Annotated in this window: 16 protein-coding genes; 4 read left to right on the top strand and 12 right to left on the bottom strand. The window is 32.3% G+C overall.

Going from position 1 to position 19,066, the window contains the following annotated elements; all coding sequences use genetic code 11:
* The first annotated feature begins 1 nt into the window (after position 1).
* Both ACLL8X_RS07330 and fldA read left to right on the top strand, forming a co-directional pair.
* Positions 2–697, top strand: coding sequence for a hypothetical protein (locus ACLL8X_RS07330; protein WP_411990273.1), 696 nt, complete (start codon positions 2–4; stop codon positions 695–697).
* Positions 697–1,188 (top strand): flavodoxin FldA, encoded by a 492-nt coding sequence (gene fldA / locus ACLL8X_RS07325; RefSeq protein WP_411990272.1) that lies wholly within the window; start codon positions 697–699, stop codon positions 1,186–1,188. The genes ACLL8X_RS07330 and fldA overlap by 1 nt, the downstream gene beginning before the upstream one ends.
* 32 nt (positions 1,189–1,220) lie before the next feature.
* On the opposite strand, the gene ACLL8X_RS07320 is transcribed toward fldA, so the two are convergent.
* From ACLL8X_RS07320 to selA, 4 genes are read right to left on the bottom strand one after another with little or no spacing between them, the layout of a single operon-like run.
* A complete protein-coding gene (locus tag ACLL8X_RS07320) occupies positions 1,221–1,748 on the bottom strand; it encodes a hypothetical protein (RefSeq protein ID WP_411990271.1) in 528 nt (175 codons plus the stop codon).
* A 7-nt stretch (positions 1,749–1,755) separates the two neighbouring features.
* A complete protein-coding gene (locus ACLL8X_RS07315; protein ID WP_411990270.1) occupies positions 1,756–2,466 on the bottom strand; it encodes a bifunctional thiol oxidoreductase in 711 nt (236 codons plus the stop codon).
* A gap of 48 nt (positions 2,467–2,514) precedes the next feature.
* A complete protein-coding gene (gene selB, locus ACLL8X_RS07310; RefSeq protein WP_411990269.1) occupies positions 2,515–4,320 on the bottom strand; it encodes a selenocysteine-specific translation elongation factor in 1,806 nt (601 codons plus the stop codon).
* Positions 4,317–5,639 carry an L-seryl-tRNA(Sec) selenium transferase gene (gene selA, locus ACLL8X_RS07305; protein ID WP_411990268.1) on the bottom strand — a complete coding sequence of 441 codons (1,323 nt, stop codon included), beginning with the start codon at positions 5,637–5,639 and terminating at the stop codon, positions 4,317–4,319. Before selA ends, selB begins: the two co-directional genes overlap by 4 nt.
* A 69-nt stretch (positions 5,640–5,708) precedes the next feature.
* Between selA and ACLL8X_RS07300 the strand changes: the two genes are divergently transcribed.
* Positions 5,709–7,373 (top strand): 4Fe-4S dicluster domain-containing protein, encoded by a 1,665-nt coding sequence (locus tag ACLL8X_RS07300; RefSeq protein ID WP_411990267.1) that lies wholly within the window; start codon positions 5,709–5,711, stop codon positions 7,371–7,373.
* A 145-nt stretch (positions 7,374–7,518) separates the two neighbouring features.
* Here ACLL8X_RS07300 and ACLL8X_RS07295 read toward each other — a convergent pair whose 3' ends face one another.
* From ACLL8X_RS07295 to ACLL8X_RS07270, 6 genes are all read right to left on the bottom strand, one after another.
* A complete protein-coding gene (locus ACLL8X_RS07295) occupies positions 7,519–8,304 on the bottom strand; it encodes a hypothetical protein (protein ID WP_411990266.1) in 786 nt (261 codons plus the stop codon).
* Positions 8,305–8,433: 129 nt separating this feature from the next.
* A complete protein-coding gene (locus ACLL8X_RS07290; RefSeq protein WP_411990265.1) occupies positions 8,434–9,402 on the bottom strand; it encodes a Cj0814 family flagellar-dependent secreted protein in 969 nt (322 codons plus the stop codon).
* Between the two features lies 1 nt (position 9,403).
* Positions 9,404–9,619, bottom strand: a complete 216-nt coding sequence (locus ACLL8X_RS07285) for a hypothetical protein (protein WP_411990307.1) — start codon at positions 9,617–9,619, stop codon at positions 9,404–9,406.
* A gap of 101 nt (positions 9,620–9,720) precedes the next feature.
* Positions 9,721–9,927 carry a hypothetical protein gene (locus ACLL8X_RS07280; protein WP_411990264.1) on the bottom strand — a complete coding sequence of 69 codons (207 nt, stop codon included), beginning with the start codon at positions 9,925–9,927 and terminating at the stop codon, positions 9,721–9,723.
* 562 nt (positions 9,928–10,489) lie between these two features.
* Entirely contained in the window at positions 10,490–13,603 is a 3,114-nt protein-coding gene (locus ACLL8X_RS07275) for a S8 family serine peptidase (RefSeq protein ID WP_411990263.1), read from the bottom strand.
* Between the two features lie 317 nt (positions 13,604–13,920).
* Complete coding sequence (locus ACLL8X_RS07270; RefSeq protein WP_411990262.1) at positions 13,921–15,216, bottom strand: MFS transporter; 1,296 nt, start codon at positions 15,214–15,216, stop codon at positions 13,921–13,923.
* A gap of 168 nt (positions 15,217–15,384) precedes the next feature.
* Between ACLL8X_RS07270 and rdgB the strand changes: the two genes are divergently transcribed.
* A complete protein-coding gene (gene rdgB / locus ACLL8X_RS07265; RefSeq protein WP_411990261.1) occupies positions 15,385–15,981 on the top strand; it encodes an RdgB/HAM1 family non-canonical purine NTP pyrophosphatase in 597 nt (198 codons plus the stop codon).
* A 34-nt stretch (positions 15,982–16,015) separates the two neighbouring features.
* Here rdgB and ACLL8X_RS07260 read toward each other — a convergent pair whose 3' ends face one another.
* Positions 16,016–18,490, bottom strand: coding sequence for an efflux RND transporter permease subunit (locus ACLL8X_RS07260; protein WP_411990260.1), 2,475 nt, complete (start codon positions 18,488–18,490; stop codon positions 16,016–16,018).
* The gene (locus ACLL8X_RS07255; protein ID WP_411990259.1) at positions 18,490–19,059 is read right to left on the bottom strand and encodes a Tgt2/MlaC family protein; all 570 of its coding nucleotides are present in this window, start codon (positions 19,057–19,059) and stop codon (positions 18,490–18,492) included. The genes ACLL8X_RS07260 and ACLL8X_RS07255 overlap by 1 nt, the downstream gene beginning before the upstream one ends.
* Positions 19,060–19,066 lie beyond the last annotated feature (7 nt).

The following is a 19,066-nucleotide window of genomic DNA, read 5'->3' as shown; positions in this document are numbered from 1 at the left end:
AATGCTATTTGGATTCGATGATAAACAAGAATTTATACCACAAATTTACAGCTCTTTAAGCAAAAAAGAACTTAGGATAAATTTTTTAACCCAATATAATGCTAGTGTTGATGAAACTTTAAGAATCCCACTTTTTTACGCAAGAAGTGCTAAGAATTTAAAAATGATATTTGAAAATTTTTTATATGATATAATACATATTCATTTTAGCAAAATCAAAAATATAAACGCTAAGTTTAGTATGTATGCTTCTTGCTTTCCAAAAAGAAAAAGTTTGATTTTCAATACGAAAATATCTAAAAAAAATGACTTTTTAAAACTTTTAAGAATTTATTTTTATGGTATTTGTTTTGATGCACAAAATTTGTTTAGTTCTTATGTCTATGATAAAATTTCTTTTAAAAATAATGGGAAGATTATAAATCAAAATGGCGACCTTATCATAATCGATAAGAAATTTGCCATATTGCCACTCTGCAAAGAAATTAATACGCATAATTTAGAAATTGAAAATGAAATTCATAAGTTTTTAGTTTTAATAAAAGAAAACAATTTTGAGAAATTTTATATAGTTTGTCCACGTAATAAAAATTTCACACATTTCATTGAAATAAAACATTTTTTGTATGATTTAAACAAAACTATGTTAAAATTAGTCCCGTATAAAATATCAAATCAACTTATAAGGAGAAAATAATGTCAGTAGCAGTAATTTACGGAAGTGCTATGGGAAATACGGAAGGTGCAGCGAATACTATCGCTTCAAAGCTTGGAATCAGCGATGTTTTAAATATTGCTGATATTGATGCGGCTAAGATTAATTCTTATGATAAATTAATCTGCGGAACTTCAACTTGGGGAAGTGGTGATTTGCAAGATGATTGGGATGGTTTTGATTTTTCAGGACTTAGTCTTGGCGGAAAAACAGTGGCTGTATTTGGTATGGGTGATAGTGAGAGTTATTCTGATACTTATTGCGGTGGTATGGGTAAATTAGCTGAAAATTTAAAAAATTCGGGTGCGACTTTAGTAGGAGAAGTTTCAACTGATGGTTATACTTTTGAATCAAGTGATGCGGTCGTAGATGGCAAATTTGTAGGACTTGCACTTGATAATGACAATCAAGAAGACCAAACCGAAGCTAGAATTGATGCTTGGGTAGAGCAAATCAAAGCTCATTTTGCTTAATTTTCATATCAAGAGCTTCTTGCTCTTGATGCTTAAAAATAAAAAAAGCTTACTATTTGATTTATAATCTTATTTTCTAAAGACAATTGACAGCGTTTTTTATTACTAAGATAGGCTGTTCTTGCGAGAAGGCTTGTTTTTTGTCCGTGATTTTTGGAATTGATTTGTAAATTAACTTGCATAGTATAATAGTTTTCTACCAACCATTCTCCATCGCTTTCTAAAGGGTCAAAATCATAAAAAAACCTTGCTGAAGTTGTGATTTTTTGAGCATAGGAATGTTTTTTCATATCCACAAGATTGATTAAAATTTCATAATCTGCATTATCTTTTACTTCTCTTAAGCCTAAATTTTTAAGTTTTAGAGCTAAATCTCTATCTAGAGTAGTTTGAAGTTGGCTAGGATTTTGAAAGGAAATTTTAAAGCTTTGTTGTTTTTGTGATTTGATGAAAATACCTTCATTGCTTGTTTGAATAGAGCTTTGTATCAAGCTTGTATTAGCACAAGCACTCATAAAGAGTGCTAGAAACAAGCTTAAAATTAAAGTAAATTTAGTCATTAGCAGGCTATTTTATGATGGTTGGGGTAGCACTAAGACCCAATGAGCGATATTTTTCATATAAAGAAAAGACTTCTTTTAATTCCGCATCGCTTACTTTTGGATAAGTTTTGATATTTGCATCGTAATATTTATTTAAAATCGCAATTTTTTCTTTATCATTTTTCGCTTTTTTCGTTTCTTTATAAATCAAAGCAGATTTTTCAAAAGCAGATTTACCATGCACCGGGGTTAAAATATAATTAACCTGATAGTTTTTAAGCTCGTCTTCAATTTGTGCTAAATGCTCTCTACAATAAGGGCATTCAGGGTCTGAAAAAACATAAATAGCGGGTTTATTTTTATCGCCTAAAGCAACGACCATACTCTCTTTTTGTGCCACGGCTTTAGCATTTTTTGCGAAGTTTTCCCTAGCTTCTTGAAATTTTTTCATTTCATATTCTTGGGCGTAAGAAATTCCAGTTTTCAAGTCGATAAGATCAGGAACAATAATATTATCTCTCGTAAAAAGAATATTTTGTTGTTTTTGACCATTTAATTCAATCGTTACAATAACACTTTCAAAGCCCGTATTTCCTATTTTTTGACGCTCACCCACATTGATAGTGGCATTTGGAAATTGTGCCTTAATGCTTTTTGAATAAAAATCACTGATTTGCGAATTGCTCGCAGCAAATAAAGATGCCGAACAAGCAAGAATTAAACTTAATTTTTTCATAGCTTAAAATCCTTTAAATAAATTTATGTTTAATTTTATAATGATTTTCTAAATATTGGTTAAAAACCTTTTTTCAGCTTCCTTGCTAACTTGAGGAAAGCGGTCTAGGTATTCTAAATACGCAATAGCATATTTTCTTGAAAGATTAAAATGTTCTTTCATACTTTGCACATCAAGTTTTTGGTTTTTTAACAAATTTAGACATTCTTGCATTAGTTTGTCAAGGGCTTGTTTTTCGACAAAAAGATTGTGCGAAAGTCTTATGACTAGGGCTTTTTGCGTAAGTTTTTTGAGTATATCATCTCCGCTTTTTCTATCTAATTCTAAAAAGTCGTAAAGATTATAAGGTGCTTGGGGTTTTATGCCTTGTTTTTTTAAAATTTCATACATTTCATTATTGTTTTTTTCTTGAAGTTTTTCAAAATCTATGCCTTTTTTAAAATAACTTCCATTTTGAAAATTGAGTAAATCAGACAGCTGGTCTAAACCAAGCTTACAAAAGCTCTCACTCGCCCAAGCAATCCTTAAAGCCAAAGAATGTGCTGAAAGCATAGCATAAGGGTTTTTTTCAAGTATGAATTTTATAAATTTTTTAATCTCTTCTAAGCTTTGCAGCCTATAAACATTGAGATTTTTTTCATCGACAAAAACTTCATTCAATTCTTTTGCTAATTCTAAGGCTTTTTGATGGGAAAGCTTAAATCTTTGATAGCTTGAAAGTAAGCCAAAGCCGTATTTGTGCGTATCTTTTAAAAAAGAAAAAGCGGCTTTAAAATCTTTGTTTTTTAAAAACATTAAAAATTTATTTTTTTGTTCTTTTTTTAAAGGTTCGCTTAAGGGATTTAAAACTTTGCCACCCCCTACAACGCGATTATTTTGCAATAAAATAAAATTTTCATCAAAACTTAAAAACATATTTTTATCGAATTTACAATGCACGAAAAATTCATTATTTTCTAGTTTTTTTAAGATATTGAGTTTGCATTCGATTTGTTTTGAACCCACGCAAAAAATCATTTTGCTATTTTGTAAATTTTTTGCACTCACTAAGGCATCGCATTCTTTAAAGGCTTTAAAATAACCTTTTTTACTCAGCAAATAACCTTTTTTAAGCTCTTTGTAATCACAATTTAAGCTTAAGGCTACGCGGCTAGAAGCTTTGATTTGTTTTAAATTTGTATCGTGGTTTTGTATGTTTTTAACAAGAAGTTCTTTTTGGGTATCTAAGCAAATGATTTTTTCATTTAAGCCAATGCTTCCTTCATTAAGACTTCCTGTAACAATAGTGCCTACGCCCTTTAAAGAAAAAACCCTATCGATATAATAACGAAAAACAAGTCCTTCGTCATTTTCTTTATTTTCTAGGGTGTAGAGATAGTTTTTTAATTCTTCTATGCCTTGATTATTTTTTATACTTGTATGAAATACCTTCAAAATAGGACAATCAAGCTTTTTTAATTCATCTAAAATCAGCGAACTTTTTTTGTCTAAATCTTCACACAAATCGCATTTACTAAGCACTAAAATAATATTTTTAACATTGAGAATTTGTAAAATTTCTAAATGCTCTAAACTTTGCTCTTTTAAACCCTCGTTAATATCCACAACAAACAAACAAGCACTAAAGCCAAAAGCTCCACTTACCATAGTTTTAAGCAAATCTTTATGTCCGGGAACATCAATAAAAGAAAGATTTTTATCCCCTATTTTAAGATTTGAAAAGCTTAAATTTATAGTGATTTGTCTTTCTTGCTCTTCTTTTAAGGTATCGCCTTCAAAATCATTTAAAGCTCTAATAAGAGAAGTTTTTCCGTGGTCAATATGTCCTGCTGTGCCTATAATGACGGATTTCATAAGTTTTCCATTTGATTGATTTTGAAGATGAGTTTTTGAATTTCTTCTTCCCTTATCGTTCTAAAATCAAGGACAAATTCATCATTTTCTATGCGTCCTATGATGTTTTGACTTCTAAATTTATCTTGCAGCTTTAAAGCAGCTCCTTTAAAGGCTAAAACGCAAGTATCCAAACTTTTATCAGGCATAGAACCCCCACCTACTAAACTTTTACTTCTTTTTAACTCGCTTTGAAATTTCAATTCTTTTTGCGTTTTTAAAGCCTTTTCTTCTATAAAAGATAAATCATCATTTAAAAGTTTTAAGCTGGTGATTTTCTCATAATCCTTTTCTAAATAAGCCTTTAAGCTCTCGTTTAAAAAGGCTAGGGTAAGTTTATCCACTCTTAGCATTCTTAAGAGTTGATTTTGCCCAAGTTTTTCTATGAGTTCTTTTTTGCCAAGTATGATTCCAGCTTGAACGCTTCCAAAGAGTTTATCTCCGCTAAAGCTCAAAATATCGCATTCTTGCACAAGTTTTTTTATTTTGGGTTCATTTTTAATGAGTTTTTTGTTTAAATTTTCACACCAACCCGAACCCAAATCATAATAACTCAAAAGCCCCCTATCTTTTGCCAAGCAATGCAAGTCTTTGATATGAACTTCGCTGTGAAAACCCATAAGGGCAAAATTAGATTTATGTGTTTTTAGGATTAGGGCTGTGTTTTCATTGATAGCCTTCTCATAGTCTTTTAAATGGGTTTTATTGCTTGTGCCTACTTCAGTGAGTTTTACGCCCGCAGCTTTGATAACTTCAGGGATGCGAAAGCTTCCTCCAATTTCCACAAGCTCCCCCCTTGAGCTTATAATTTCTTTATCAAAGCAAAGAGAATTTAGCACCAAAAAAACAGCTGCGGCGTTGTTATTTACCACTAAAGCTTCTTCACATTCAAAAAGCATTTTAAGCTTTTCAAGCACTAAGGCATAGCGAGAACCCCTTTTGCCGCTTTGCAAATTAAATTCTATATTAGAATAATTACAAAGCACCTCTTCACACGCCCTATAAAGCTCTTTATCAATCACACTTCTGCCAAGATTAGTGTGTATAACCACTCCGCTTGCATTAATGACACTTTGTAAGTCTTTTTGGTAAAAGGCTTTGATTTCTTTTTGAATTTCTAAAAGCAAATTTTCTTTGGAACTTACATTTTGAGTGTTATTTTCTTTAAATTTGGACACAACTTTTTTGCAAAAGAAAGCCTTGATATAAAAGGGATGGGATTTTAAACTTTCATCATTGATAAGGGTGTTAATTTGTGGAAAAGTTTTTAATTTGTTCATCTTAAGCCTTAAGAAAATATTGGGTTATTTTAACATAGAATTTACAAAATGATGTTTTTAAGGAAGATAATGCAAGATTTTGTTTATGTGAAAAATGATGTTTTAATCCCTTTGCCTGATATGATTGAAATTTTAGAGCAAACAAGCGATAAGGAAGTATTTATTTGCAATGATAAAAATCAAAAAGCACAAATTTACGCCCCTGAGATTAATTTTTATCTTAAAAATTCTCAAGATTCAATTTTAGAGCAAGGCAAAAATGTTTTAAAACTTTATGAAGCTAGGGCAAATGCTTATGATTTGGGACTTGATTTAGAGCAAAATAAAAAAGTGCAAAACCGCATTATTTTAGTTGATAGTGATGCTAAAACAATGGAGTTTTTAAAAGAGCGGGGTTTTAGGGTCATTGCTTTAAAGAGTGCTGAAATTTTAGCCGTTTTTGGAAGTGTGGGTGAGCTTTGTGCTGTGGTTTTAAATCAAGGCGAAGAGTTAGAACTTGATTTTGATTTTTTGCTTTTTAAGGCTGAAGATTTAAAGGCTGTGCGTAAGGATTTTACAAGACAAAGTGGGTGTTATAATCTTTTAACTTTCAAAAATCTTGAAGAATTATTAGAATTTTTACAAAGCAAAAGTCCAAATTATACTTATAAAACTTATATTACTTACAATGCTAGTGTGTGCCAATATCATCAAAGACGCAGTGAGCATTGTGCTAAATGTGCTGAAATTTGCCCTACAACAGCGATTTTAAAAGATGATGAAAAAAAACATTTGGAATTTTCACAAATTGATTGTTTGGGTTGTGGAGGATGTATTAGCGTGTGTCCTAGTGGTTCGCTTGATTATGCTCCTATGCCAAGGACGAGTTTTTTTACACTTTGTGGGTTTTATGAAGATAAGAAGGTTTTGATTGTCCCTAAAAAAATGCCTTTGGAAAATTTAAATTTTAGCTTACCAAAAGATGTTTTGCCTTTTATGATAGAGGGCGAAAAATGGCTTTCGGCTACGCATTTTTTGGCACTTTTGCAAAGCAGTGGGGCAAATTTGGTTTTTTATACGGATTTTGTATCTCGTGGTAGTGATGAGGCTACTGTGCTTTTAAATACTTTTTTTGAAAGAAAATTTGGAAAAAAAGCCGTTTTTATCGCCAAAGATGAAAAAGAATTGCAAAATGTTTTAAAAGAGCAAGAATTCATAGAAAATTTGAAATTTGATTTTCATAACAATACCCTAACTACAAGGGAAAATTTCGCCCAAAGAATGCAAAAAATGATTGCAAATGAAGATTTTGGCAGTATGGAAAGTGGTGAGTGGTTGCGATATGGTAAAATAGAGCTTAATCCTAACACTTGCACCCTTTGTCTTTCTTGCGTGGGTGCTTGTAATGTGGGTGCTTTAGTCGCTGATGCTAAAGAAAATGCTTTGAAATTTAATGCCGCACTTTGCACGACTTGTGGGTATTGTGAGTTAAGTTGTGCTGAAAAAGATACTTTAAAGCTTGTGCGTAGTGGAATGGAGTTTAGACCTGCTTATTTTGAGTATCAAGTGATGGCTAAAGATGAACTTTTTGCCTGTATAGAGTGTGGCAAGGAATTTGCAACTAAAAAAGCCGTAGAAAAAATAGCCAATTTAATGAAGTCTAAGTTTGGCAACGATGAGGATAAAATCAAAACACTTTACTGCTGTGCGACTTGTAAAGCAAAAGTAATGCTTGGAGCAAAAAAATTTGATTAGAGCCAATTTTGTCACCCCGAAACTCGTTAGAGTTGAAGCAATCTGCTTAAATTCTAAGTATAGATTGCCACGAAGCTTGACAGCTTCTCGCAATGACAATATTATCACGCTTTGCCTTGTAAAGCTCACAATGACACCATAATTCTCACACCCTTATATCCACACTTTTATTTTGTAAATTCTTTTGAGTAAGGATTTGATTTGCTTCATTATCATCACTTATTTTTATACCCAAAAGAAGTTCTAATTCTTTAGCCTTATTAAAGCTATTTTCTAAAAGCTTTTTTAGGAATTCATTGCTTATATTATTATCTTTATAAGTTTCTTTATTTTTGCTTTCTGCTTGAATGGCTTTGAAGGGTTTTTCACTTTGTTGAGTGATAATTTCATCATCACTAGAAAGCAACATTTTATCGCCCATAGCCATTTCGTATTCTTTCACAAATTCATCGTGTCTTTGCTTAAAATCTATGTATTTAGTTTTAAACTCATCTAAGCTTAAATCTTTACTTATAAGTGCGTCAAATTCTTTATAAAATTCATCTGCTTTTTTGATGATGTCGTAGCCTAAATGAAACATCTTAGAATAAGAAACAAAAAAACCTAACATCATTTTCTCCGTAGTTGGGTCCCATTTTGTATAAGCAGGATTAAAATCTTTTAAAGGGGATTTTTCTATTTTATTGGGGTCTTTTAAAGCATTTGACTTCATAAAGTTGTTAAATTCTTGCATATCTTTTTTGCTAATACTTTCATCAAGTCCGAATATTTTGGGATTATACTCAAATTTTTTTCCACGATAAGGCAAAGCACCTTCTCCTGTTATAACGGCTACTCCGTGTTTGTTGATTTTAAAGTCAATATTTTTATCTTGTTTAAAATTTGAAGTGTTATAATCATAGTTTAAATTTGAGTTTAGGCTATTTATCATTTTTATTCCTTGCAAATCATATCGGCAAAGTAACCTAGTAGCTTAATATTTATTTTGTTTCTTTTTGCCATATATTTTTAAAACCACTATGAATAAAATAATGAAAAGGCTTTAGGGTTATTTTACACTCTACACCTTCATATCCAAAGACCTTTTGACTTTGTTTTCATTATTTAAGAGCAATTTTAAATGTTTGCCTATAACTTCTTCTATAAGCTCCATAATGCTTTTGCCATTATTATCTTGCGGACTTTTAAGCTCTTGCATTTTTTCTTTAAAGCTTTGAATATCAGTGTCATTCATAGCTTCTAAAAAAGTTGCGACAGCCTTAGGATTTGTCAAATTTAAAGTTCCACTCAGTGCTTTATCCAAAGAATTCACTTCACTTTGGCTTAAGCTCTCATCAAGTCCTTGAATTTTGCCCCATATAGTTGTTTCGCCGGAAATAAGGGGTTTAGGAGTTATTCCCGTATGAACATTTTTGCTTAAAAACCCCACTAAAAGCCCTGCTTTTGTTAATTTTCCATTCTCATCTGTGTATTGCTTCGCATCTATTTTAAAATAGCCCTTGCTTAAAATATTTGTATCAAAGGGCTTTGGAGTGCTACCTTGCTCATTATCCATAGTGAAAAAACTAGGAACTATACTTTCATTACTAGAAATATTTTTAAAACCCCCACTTTGCGAAATTTGCTTTACTTCATCATAGGAATACAGCTGTTTAACTTCGCCACTTTGCTTGTCTATTCTGTAATTTTGTGGAAAATAATTTGCCAAATCTTCCTTGCTAAAGCTCTGTTTTGAAGAAAGCTCATGAGATTTTTCTAAAAGCTGAGAGACTATTTTATAAGCATTGCCTAAGGTTTTGGCTATATCTATGTTTTTATAGCTTTGAAAAGTGCCATTAGCTTCCGTTTTAAGAAAGCTTTGCATAGTGCTTGAGTGGATTTTATAATCTTTTGGAATTCCTGCTGCTTCATTAAAATCACTTGTAAAATAGCCCTTATTATCCACCTTATAACCTAAAACTTCATTCTTAGAATTTTGACGATTTAAAGCAATGTTAGAATTATAAGAACCAAAATTAACGCTTAACATTTTAAAAACCCATTCCATTTTTCAGTTGTTGTTCGTATCTGTATGGCATTTCTCTAACAATAGAATTGCTACCCAAATTAGAATTAATCTTATATACTCTATTCAAGGCTGAGTTTTTTACACCCGGGCTTGTATCGCTTAAAGCACCCCTAGTTACCTTAGCTAAAAAACCTTCAGCAAAGGCAGAACTAACCAATAAAGTAAAAATCTTTTTCATTTAAAATCCTTAGCTAAATTATTTTGCAAGTTCCTTAAAACTACCATCGGCTTATTAAAGATTAAAATTCGCACTAATTAGATGAATTTGTGTGAAATAAATTAAGCAGATATATCTAAAAGCTTGTCATTTTTGTTCTTAATATCTGTATCTAGAACATCGTTGGTGTCTTTTTTTACTTCAACTTTTTTTATATCTTTTTCTTTTTCTTCCTGTTTTTCCATTAGCTTTAGAGTATCGTATATTGCATGACACTCCTTTGGCATACACTCGTGGAAACGGCGATTAGAATTTAAAAAAGCCATCATTTAAAGTAGTATCCATATCTATAAATTAATTGACGCCCAAATTTTTCTCTTTTTGTCGAGATATTCATTTTTTTCATTTTCCACTCCTTAAAAATTATTCTATACTGAAATAATTGTAGATTATATAAAATTAATTAAAACTTAAGAATTAAAAAATTTACTTCAATTAGGTAAAGTTTAGAAACAAAAAGTTACCTTTAGTAAAAACTAAAAAGTTTTAAAGTTTCTTATGTAGTTTTAATAAGCAAAAAAATACTATTTATTAGGGTGAGAAAAATATAGAAGACTTACATTGATTTAAATCAAGTGTGAAATTTAAATCTGTTTTTATTACAAAAGGTTTTGAGCCTAAGTCCGTCATTGCGAAGCCTTTGGGCTGAAGCAATCTGCTTTAATTTTTGGTATAGTTTGTTTCGTTTCACTCGTAATAACGGATAGCATTGTCACCCCGAAATTTGGTTAATCAAATTGAAGTAATCCCTTTAAATTTAAGAGCAGACGCAAAGGCTGATGGATTACTCTTGCGACTTCTCGCAATGACGATAAAGTCCGAACTACCGCTTTAGAATTTAAATCCCGCACTCAGTTTAGAGCCGATGTTATAGTCTTTATTTGTAAATTCCTGCCTTAAATCAAAGCCGAAAAAATAATTCCTAATTTCCCAGCTATAAGCCAAACTCAAAAGAAACAAATTCTTATCCAAATGATAATTTTGCGTAAAAAGCTCATCGCTAAAGTCTTTAAAAGCTACCTTATTTTTAAAAACCTTGCCACTTAGTCTTCTTTCATAAGCAAAAAGGGCATTAATTTGAGAAAAATCATACTCATAGCTCGTATTTACGCCTAGCATTAGGGTGTTGGTATTGTGATTTACTTTTTGATAAGACTTTGAAAAAATACCATCATTTTCCTTAAAAGCACCCTGATGAATGAGAGTATGGGTAAAATAATAAAAAGGCGCAATATTAAAAGCATAAAAGCTAAAATCCTTAGCCAAACCCAAACCCCCGCTTAAAACGACATTATCATAACTCGCATCAAAGCTCTGTGTGCTAGCATAAAGCCTTCTTTGCATATCGTTTTTTCCATAAGCCAAAGCCAAACCACCTAAGAAACGAAAATACTCCAAATCCGCATTAAGATTTGCACCAAGATTAAAATGATTGCTCTTAAAATCCGCTTCGCTAAATTCAAGCTTTGAGCGAGCTATATTCGCACTGAGATTAAGCACGGAATTAGAGCCTAAGGAATTTGCCACGCCAAATTCAAAGCCTGTGAGTGTGCCATCATAATCCTTGCCATTATATTTTTTAAAATGAGGCGCAAGATAAAAAAGATGATTTTTTTCTTCTTCATAAAAATCAAAAGGCACATCGCTTAAAAGACTGGCAAATAAAACGGGTTGCGAAGCTGTTTTAAAGGATGAGAGATTAGAAAATAAATTATTTTGCACGAATTTTTGCTGTTCGTTGATAAATTCAACATTATTATGCAAATAAGCATTAGAATCAATGCTTCTTATACCCGCTTCATAGTCCTTAGCATTAGCCGTATCTAAAAAGCCAAAATAATTCTCATAAGCTTGAGTTAAATTAGCACTGGAGCGGATTTTTCTAAGCACTGCTCCTGCGGTGCTGTTAGGGGTATTGTAAGCATTAGGTTTAAGCTCAGGGATAATGTCAAGCTTATTGATACTTAATTTATCCTCATCTAACACAAAATCAAGAGAATTGCTATCTAGCACCCCCACAGAGCTAAAATGATGAAGGCTGTTTTTAAGTCCCCCAAGCTCTATGGTTACAGGCTTTTTAGCAGGATAAAATTCGCCTTGAAGGGGTAGGTATTCTAGCTTACCGCTTTTTATATCATATGAACTTGCTATAAGCATAGAATTTCCCCTTGTATCAAAATCAAGTTGCAAACTACTATCAGCACCTTCTTGGCTATAAGTCCCGCCTACGCTAAGATGGCTTAAGTCTTCCTTGCCCGGTCTTACTATGCCTTCATTGTGTAAATTCTTTTCTATCTTGCCATCTCCACTAAGCTTCGCACCCTTTTCCACATAAACATTGCTTAGGGTAATAGTCCCACCGCTTTTATCAGGCTTTAACACAAGTTTCATATGCCCTTCTTTGACTAGGGTGGGGGCTTTGTAGTTTAAATTTCCTGTGAGTGTAAGGGTGGATTGTCCCTTTTTGATAAAACCCGCATCAAAACTACTATCAAGCTCAAAAGGAGCATTAAAAGCAGTAGCTAAATGATACTTATCATCCCATTTTCTTTGATTAATATCATTGCTAAATACAGCGTCAGTATTTTGCGTATCTAGAGTATAATAAGCTGCCTTAGCTTCGTTTTTATAAACCAGCAAGGAATCATCATTTAGGCGGTTAATATCGATTAAAGCAAGTCCTTGCATAGCTTTTTTAGCGTCTAAAATGCCTTGTCCAAAGACCTGTTCTTTGCTAAGACTTATCCTGCCATTAGTGCCTTGATGGGTGTTAGGCTTGGCTAAAAATTCATTAATCTCCGCATCGCTATAACCACTATCTTTTAAGTCTTTTTTAAGAGTAGCTTCATCATTTGGCACAGGAGAATCAATATAAACTATGGTGTAAAGCTGAGTGTTGGTATCTAAACGAGTGAGTTTAACGGTGAGTTTAGGAACTAAAAAATCATTATTTGCCGTGCTTAAAAGCACATCTGCAATTTGTTTGCCGTCTAAAAAAGGATATTTTTCACTCACTAAGGCTGCTACCCCACTTACAAAAGGAGCTGCCATAGAAGTGCCGTTTTTGCTAGTGTAGCCATTATCTGCTGAATTAGCAGAGCTAATATCATAGCCCGGTGCCATTAAGGAAAAAAGTGTTGAGCCTTGAAAGGCATTGCTGAAATCTGCTACACCCTTGCTTGAAACTTCCCATTTTGAACCATTTTGCTTAATATTCGCAGAATCTAAAGCCCCCACAACAAGCCACGAAGGCAAATCGCCATTGTAGTAGGGATAAAGTGGAGCAAGTCCGGCTGAGAGCATACCCTCATTACCCGCTGCAAAGACGGATAAAACATGTCTTTCATCGGCTAGTTTTGTCAAAGAAGAGATGGGGGTTTTGGTTGAAGAAGCTATTTGTAGGACAAATTGTTCTACTTGATTGATATTATTTACCAAATCACTAATAACGCCTTGGTCTATTTTTTTATTTTGAAAAGGGAAATAATTATAGCCCCAGCTGTTATTAATGATTTTTACTTCGCTTTTATCCTTGAAATAATCATAAGTGTTAATAGGAGTTCCACTTGAAACTGTACTGGCAAGAGAGTAAAAATGAGTATCATAAGCTACCCCATAAGGCGTAGAAGGGTTTTGAAATTTACCCACAGCTATACCTGCTACATGAGTGCCGTGTGTTTCTTGCTGAAAATTGGGTGTATAACCCACAGGTAAAGCCTCGCCTAAAAAATTATCCTTAAGGCTAGGATGGTCCTTTTTAATAGGAGAATCAAGAATGCCTATAACCACACCCTTGCCACTAAAGCCCTCATTATGCACATCTTGAAGATTTATGAGCTTAAAATTAGCATTGGCAAAGCAAAATTCCAAGCTAAAAACTAGGAAAAAAGCGGCTTTTGACAGGGGTTTGATTTTTTTTATAAAATTTATCATTTTTTCTTTCATTTTATTACCTTTTTTGTTATTTTTGTAAATCGACAAAAATGGGACTAAATTTAATTCTAGCTAAATTATAACAAATAATGCTTTAAATAAGGATATTTGAGCCTAAGTCCGTCATTGCGAAATTTGACTTGTCAAATTGAAGCAATCCCTTTAAATTTTTAGTATAGTTTGCTTTGGCGATAAATCGCCTCGCAATGACAATATTATCACGCTTTGCTTTGTAAAGTTCGCAATGACGGGTAGGGTATGGCTTGTTTGAAGATTTGAGCACCTTCAAACCCAGTTTTATAAATAAATAAAGAACAAAAATATATTTTTCAAATTTGATTTTCTAATTTTTCTTTATTTGTCAGTTTGCTATCGAATTTTATGACAAGATTTTTGGAATTTTTATAAATATCTACAACGCCCAAATTTTGACTAAAACTTGTGAAATTCAAAGGTGTTTCTAAAGGCAAATAGAGATTTTTAAATTCGGCAGGGTTTTTTAAGAAAAACAAGGCTACAAGCCAAAATAGGGCTAAAATCACTAAAATAATCGCCAAAAAATTCAAAGCATCCAAGTGCAAAAATATCCCACCTACAATACCGCCTATGAAACTTCCACCATATCCAAAGGCATTAAATAGCCCTAAGGCTGCACCTTTTTCATGAACTTTGCAAAATTTAGAAGCACAGCTTTGCATAATGGGTTCGTGTAAGTTAAAGCCTATGAAAAAAATCACCACAGCTACGATAAAAAATTCCATAGAATGACTAAGAGCAAAGAAAACATAAGAAAGTATGAAAAAAACCACCCCTAAGAGTAAAATTTGCTTTGCTAAACCCCTTTTTTCGCCCAAACTCCCAGCAAAACCCATAGCGATAAAACCCGCTATCATAGAAGTGCTATAAACAATCCAAAGCTTATTTGCCTCAAAGCCTAAATGCTGAACTAAAATAATAGGAATGCTTAAAAAAGCTATGCTCATAAGCATTTTTTGCATAAAATTAGTCAGGTTCATAAGGGCTAAATTTTTTTGTTTAATAAGATGAAAAAAAGGAGTTTTTTCATTTTCGTGAGTGATTTTGTTTTCCTTAGGCACAACGCTATAAAGCAAAAGTATGCACAAAAGCGACAAAGCCGCACTCAAATCAAAAAGACTAGATAGTCCCCATTTCGCACTCATCAAAGGAGAAATCACCATAGAAGCTGCAAAACTAAGTCCTATGAAAGAACCCATAATCGCCATAGCTTTAGAGCGATTTTCTTCTGTGATGAAATCACTTATCATTGCCGTAGCCACAGCCCCAATGGCTCCTGCACCTTGAAGCATTCTGCCTAAAAGCATAGTGTAAATATTATCCGCAAAAGAACAGACTAAAGAGCCTATTATGAAAATAATAAGCCCTAAAAGCATAGTTTTTTTACGACCGATTTTATCGCTTAAAATTCCAAAAGGCATTTGTAAAATCATTTGAGTTAAAGCATAAACACCCACTAAAAGCCCTACTAAAAATTCATTGGCACCTTCGAGTTTTAAAGCATAAAGGCTTAAAACGGGCAAAACGATAAAAAGCCCAAAAAATCTTGTTCCAACGATGAAGGATAAGGGTAAGACATTCTTTAGCATTATCAATTTCCTATTAAATTTGAAAGTTAAATATGGGATAATTTTACTATGAAATGGATTAAGTGTTGATTAATAAAAATGGAGCTTTTGATATTTAAAAGCTAGGCACAAGGATAAATTTTATAAAATCATATTTTTGTTGTTGATATTATTTTGGAGTTTTTATTTATGAAAATCATCTTAGCCACAAGCAATCCACATAAGGTTTTAGAGCTAAAAGAGCTTTTGAAAGATTTTGAAATTTATACTTTTGATGAGTTTTTAACTCCTTTTGAGATTGAAGAAAATGGAAAGAATTTTAAAGAAAATGCTTTGCTTAAAGCAAGAGCGGTTTTTGAAGCTTTGGATGAAAAGCAAAAAAAAGATTTTATCGTCTTAAGCGATGATAGCGGTCTTTGCGTGGATGTGTTAGAAGGAAGACCGGGGGTTTATTCTGCACGCTTTAGTGAGCAAGGAGATGATAAAAATAACCGCATTAAGCTTGTAAGTGAGATGGCAAAAAAGGGTTTTAAGGAAAGCAAGGCTCATTATGTCGCTTGTATTGCTTTAGTGGGTTTAATGGGAGAATTTAGCACACACGGCATTATGCACGGACGCGTGATAGATACGCAAAAAGGTGAAAATGGCTTTGGCTATGATGCGCTTTTTATCCCAAAGGGTTTTGATAAAACCTTAGCCCAGCTTAGTGCTGATGAGAAAAATAGCATTTCCCATCGCTTTAAAGCTTTAGAGCTTGCAAAAATCATTTTAAAAATTTTAAATTAAAGGATAAGAATGAAGAATTTTTTCAAATATATGGCTATTCTTGTTTTAGCTTATGCTGTTTATGTGGGTTTGCAGAGTTGGTTTTCCTAGAATAAAGGCTAATTAAAAAGCTTGGAAGCAAAAACAAGCTCCCACCTAGAAGCAAAATCATTACAAAAATAGTTAAAATTCCAAAATAAATCGTAGGGATAAAATTACTACTCATCATAATGCTAAAGCCCAAAACTATGCTAATAGTAGTATAATAAAGTGCTGAACCTATGCTAAGGTGAGAGTTTATAATGGCTTTTTCTAAGCTATTGTTTTTAAGCTCTTCTTTGAAGCGGTAAATATAGTGCAAGGCATCATCTACACCTATACCTATGGCAATAGCAGCTATGGTAATGCTCATCATATCTAAAGGAAGTTCTAAAAATCCCATAAGGGCAAAGACTACGCTTAAAGGGATGATATTGACTAATATAGCAATGAGAGCAAATTTTAAATCCCTAAAAACAAGGATAAAAAGTATAAAAATAGCTAAAATCACAAAAACAAGTGTATCAAATTGCGAAGTAAAAAGACTTTGGAGCATATTATTATAAAGCACCATTATGCCTGTGATTTGAACTTCTACGCCTTCATTTTTTACAAGTTCATTAAGTTCTTTTTTTAGCTCTATTAAAAACTCATGGCGTCTTAAATTCACATCAGAATCAACCATACGCATACTAAAACGCAATTCGTTATTTTCTATGCTTACAAAGGGTGAGAGTAAGTCTTGCTTAAATTGAATAGGCAAATTTTCATTTAAAAACGCAAGGGCAAAATCATCTAAATCTTTTCCATCATTGATATTTTTTCCTAAGGTTAAAAGGCTATTAAGACTTAAAACTGAGCCTACAAATTCTTTATTTTCTAAAAATTCATGGACTTTTTTCGCAATGCGTGTTTTTTTGGAGTCAAACCAATAAGTATCTTGTTTAGCTAAATTTTCAAATTCACTTTCAAAACTATCAAAGCTATCACTTGTATTTTGATTGTTTTTATTATCTGGGAAACGAATGATAACTTCTAAAGGCAAGGTTCCTCCTAAATTTCTATCAATAACCAAAAGCCCTTCTTTAATCTCACTACCATCTTTGAAATAATTCACAAAGGAATTTTCGACCCTGAGTTTTGAAATGCCTATTAAAGCTAAGATTATAGCAAGAACTGAAATTCCATAGATTAAGCGTCTTTTTTTAGGGTTAAGAGCGCTCTTAGCACAAAAGGCTAAAAGATTAAATTTAAACTCTTTTTTAGGGTAAGTTTTTGGTTTTAAAAGAACTAAAATACTTGCTAGAAATAAATAACTAAAAACAAGAGCCAAGCCTATACCTATACTCATCATAATGCCTAGTTTTATGATAGGCTCGATATGAGAAAGGATTAAAGAAAAAAATCCTATCATAGTTGTAAGGATAGCGTAAAAACTGGGATTTGCTTTGGCTAGTAGGCTACTTAGCACTATGCGTTCTATTTTGGCTTTGGGGTGGAGCCTGGTGCTTTGGATAAAATGTGTGATTAAATGAACAACTACACTTAAGGTGATGATTAAAACCAAAGCAACATAATTTGATGAAATCACTGTGATTTGAAAATTTAAAAGAGCAAAAACCCCACTTGTAGCACTTAAACTTATAAAACAAATAAAAAGAGGCAAAAAAACAAAACGCCAAGAGCCAAAAAAATAATAAAGCGCAAGTCCTAGCAAAAACACAAGAGAAACGCCATAAAGCACAAGATCAGATTTTATATAGCTTATCATATCATCAGCAATCATACTCACACCACCAAGATAGAGTTTGTCTTTGTTTGTTTCATATTTTTTAACTATGCTTTTAATAGCATCTAAGCTTTGTTTTGTGATAACTTTTTGCTTGTCTTGATGTTCTTTTATGGCAAGGCGAATTTGTTCTTTTTCTTTTTGATTTGTGGCTAGGTCGCGTTTTTGTATAAGTTCATTATAAATCACATCAGGTTTTAAGTAAATAATCACTCCTGTTATTTTTCCATCTTTTGAGATAATATTGTTTTTATAAAAGGGGCTATTTAAAATTTCATTTTGGGCTTTTGTGCGGTTTATGTCTTGGCTTTGTATGTTTGGGATATTTTTCAAAAGTTCTTTTAAATCCGTATTTTGTGAGCTTTGGAGTAGGGGAGCATTGATAATGCTAAAAATGCGTTCTACTAAAGGCACTTGCTCTAATTCTTCGTGGAGTTTTTTTAATTTGGCTAAATTTTCATTTGAAAAAGGTTCTTCACCGTAGGGTTTGAAAGCTAAAAGTAAAAAATTATCGCTTTTATAATGTTTTGAAATCTCCCTAAAAGTTTTTAAATCCACATCATCTTCTAAAAGCAAACTTTCAGCACTTGCATCTACACTAAGTTTAAAAGCAAAAAAGCTCAAAAACAGACATACAAACAAGGTTCCAAAAAAAGTGCTTTTTGGATGAGAAATAAAAAATTTTAAAAGCTTGGCAAGCATTATTCTATGACTATGTTTTGAAGCTTTTGAAGTAGGGCGTCAAAGCCTTGATTGGCTAAAATATCTCCAAATTGTGAGCGGTAGGTTTGCACTATGCTGACGCCTAAAACATCTACATCATAAATTAGCCAGTCGTTATTATCATTGTAAAATTTAAAAATGATATTTTTTTCTTCCCCATCTACTACCATAGAAGTGTTTAGAAAATAGCGTTTTTCATTCTTTAATTCCCCAGCTTTGACTTTTAAAACTTGGTCTTTATAAAGGCTTAATTTATCAGTAAAGCTTTTTTTAAGACTTGCTTCAAAGGCTTGAGTGAATTTTTCTTGTTCTTCCTTGTTTAATGTAGAATAATTTTTTGAAAGACTAAGTTTTGCCATAAGTTTATAATCCATAATACTATCAAAAAGTTTAAAAATGCTTTCAGCAACTTGTTTTTTATCTTCTTTGCTATTTTGTAAAAGCCTTAAGCTTTCATCGATATTTTTTTGCATAGTGCCAGAAATTTCATTCAGTTGTAAGGCAAAAGCATTAAGTAGTAAAACTAAAATTAAGCCTATTTTTTTCATTATTTTC

The sequence above is a fragment of the Campylobacter parajejuni genome, from assembly GCF_046764905.1.
GTDB lineage: Bacteria > Campylobacterota > Campylobacteria > Campylobacterales > Campylobacteraceae > Campylobacter_D.
The sequence above is the reverse complement of the archived record's forward strand: the minus strand, read 5'-3'. Positions and strand labels throughout refer to the sequence as shown.

What these genes read in the sequence shown, in the direction of transcription:
- ACLL8X_RS07315 (WP_411990270.1), bottom strand. Translation starts at nt 2,466, where the DNA reads ATGAAAAAATTAAGTTTAATTCTTGCTTGTTCGGCATCTTTATTTGCT.
- ACLL8X_RS07260 (WP_411990260.1), bottom strand. Translation starts at nt 18,490, where the DNA reads ATGCTTGCCAAGCTTTTAAAATTTTTTATTTCTCATCCAAAAAGCACT.
- selB (WP_411990269.1), bottom strand. Translation starts at nt 4,320, where the DNA reads ATGAAATCCGTCATTATAGGCACAGCAGGACATATTGACCACGGAAAA.
- ACLL8X_RS07320 (WP_411990271.1), bottom strand. Translation starts at nt 1,748, where the DNA reads ATGACTAAATTTACTTTAATTTTAAGCTTGTTTCTAGCACTCTTTATG.
- fldA (WP_411990272.1), top strand. Translation starts at nt 697, where the DNA reads ATGTCAGTAGCAGTAATTTACGGAAGTGCTATGGGAAATACGGAAGGT.
- ACLL8X_RS07330 (WP_411990273.1), top strand. Translation starts at nt 2, where the DNA reads ATGCTATTTGGATTCGATGATAAACAAGAATTTATACCACAAATTTAC.
- ACLL8X_RS07295 (WP_411990266.1), bottom strand. Translation starts at nt 8,304, where the DNA reads ATGATAAATAGCCTAAACTCAAATTTAAACTATGATTATAACACTTCA.
- ACLL8X_RS07275 (WP_411990263.1), bottom strand. Translation starts at nt 13,603, where the DNA reads ATGAAAGAAAAAATGATAAATTTTATAAAAAAAATCAAACCCCTGTCA.
- ACLL8X_RS07280 (WP_411990264.1), bottom strand. Translation starts at nt 9,927, where the DNA reads ATGATGGCTTTTTTAAATTCTAATCGCCGTTTCCACGAGTGTATGCCA.
- ACLL8X_RS07255 (WP_411990259.1), bottom strand. Translation starts at nt 19,059, where the DNA reads ATGAAAAAAATAGGCTTAATTTTAGTTTTACTACTTAATGCTTTTGCC.
- ACLL8X_RS07300 (WP_411990267.1), top strand. Translation starts at nt 5,709, where the DNA reads ATGCAAGATTTTGTTTATGTGAAAAATGATGTTTTAATCCCTTTGCCT.
- rdgB (WP_411990261.1), top strand. Translation starts at nt 15,385, where the DNA reads ATGAAAATCATCTTAGCCACAAGCAATCCACATAAGGTTTTAGAGCTA.
- ACLL8X_RS07285 (WP_411990307.1), bottom strand. Translation starts at nt 9,619, where the DNA reads ATGAAAAAGATTTTTACTTTATTGGTTAGTTCTGCCTTTGCTGAAGGT.
- ACLL8X_RS07270 (WP_411990262.1), bottom strand. Translation starts at nt 15,216, where the DNA reads ATGCTAAAGAATGTCTTACCCTTATCCTTCATCGTTGGAACAAGATTT.
- ACLL8X_RS07290 (WP_411990265.1), bottom strand. Translation starts at nt 9,402, where the DNA reads ATGTTAAGCGTTAATTTTGGTTCTTATAATTCTAACATTGCTTTAAAT.
- selA (WP_411990268.1), bottom strand. Translation starts at nt 5,639, where the DNA reads ATGAACAAATTAAAAACTTTTCCACAAATTAACACCCTTATCAATGAT.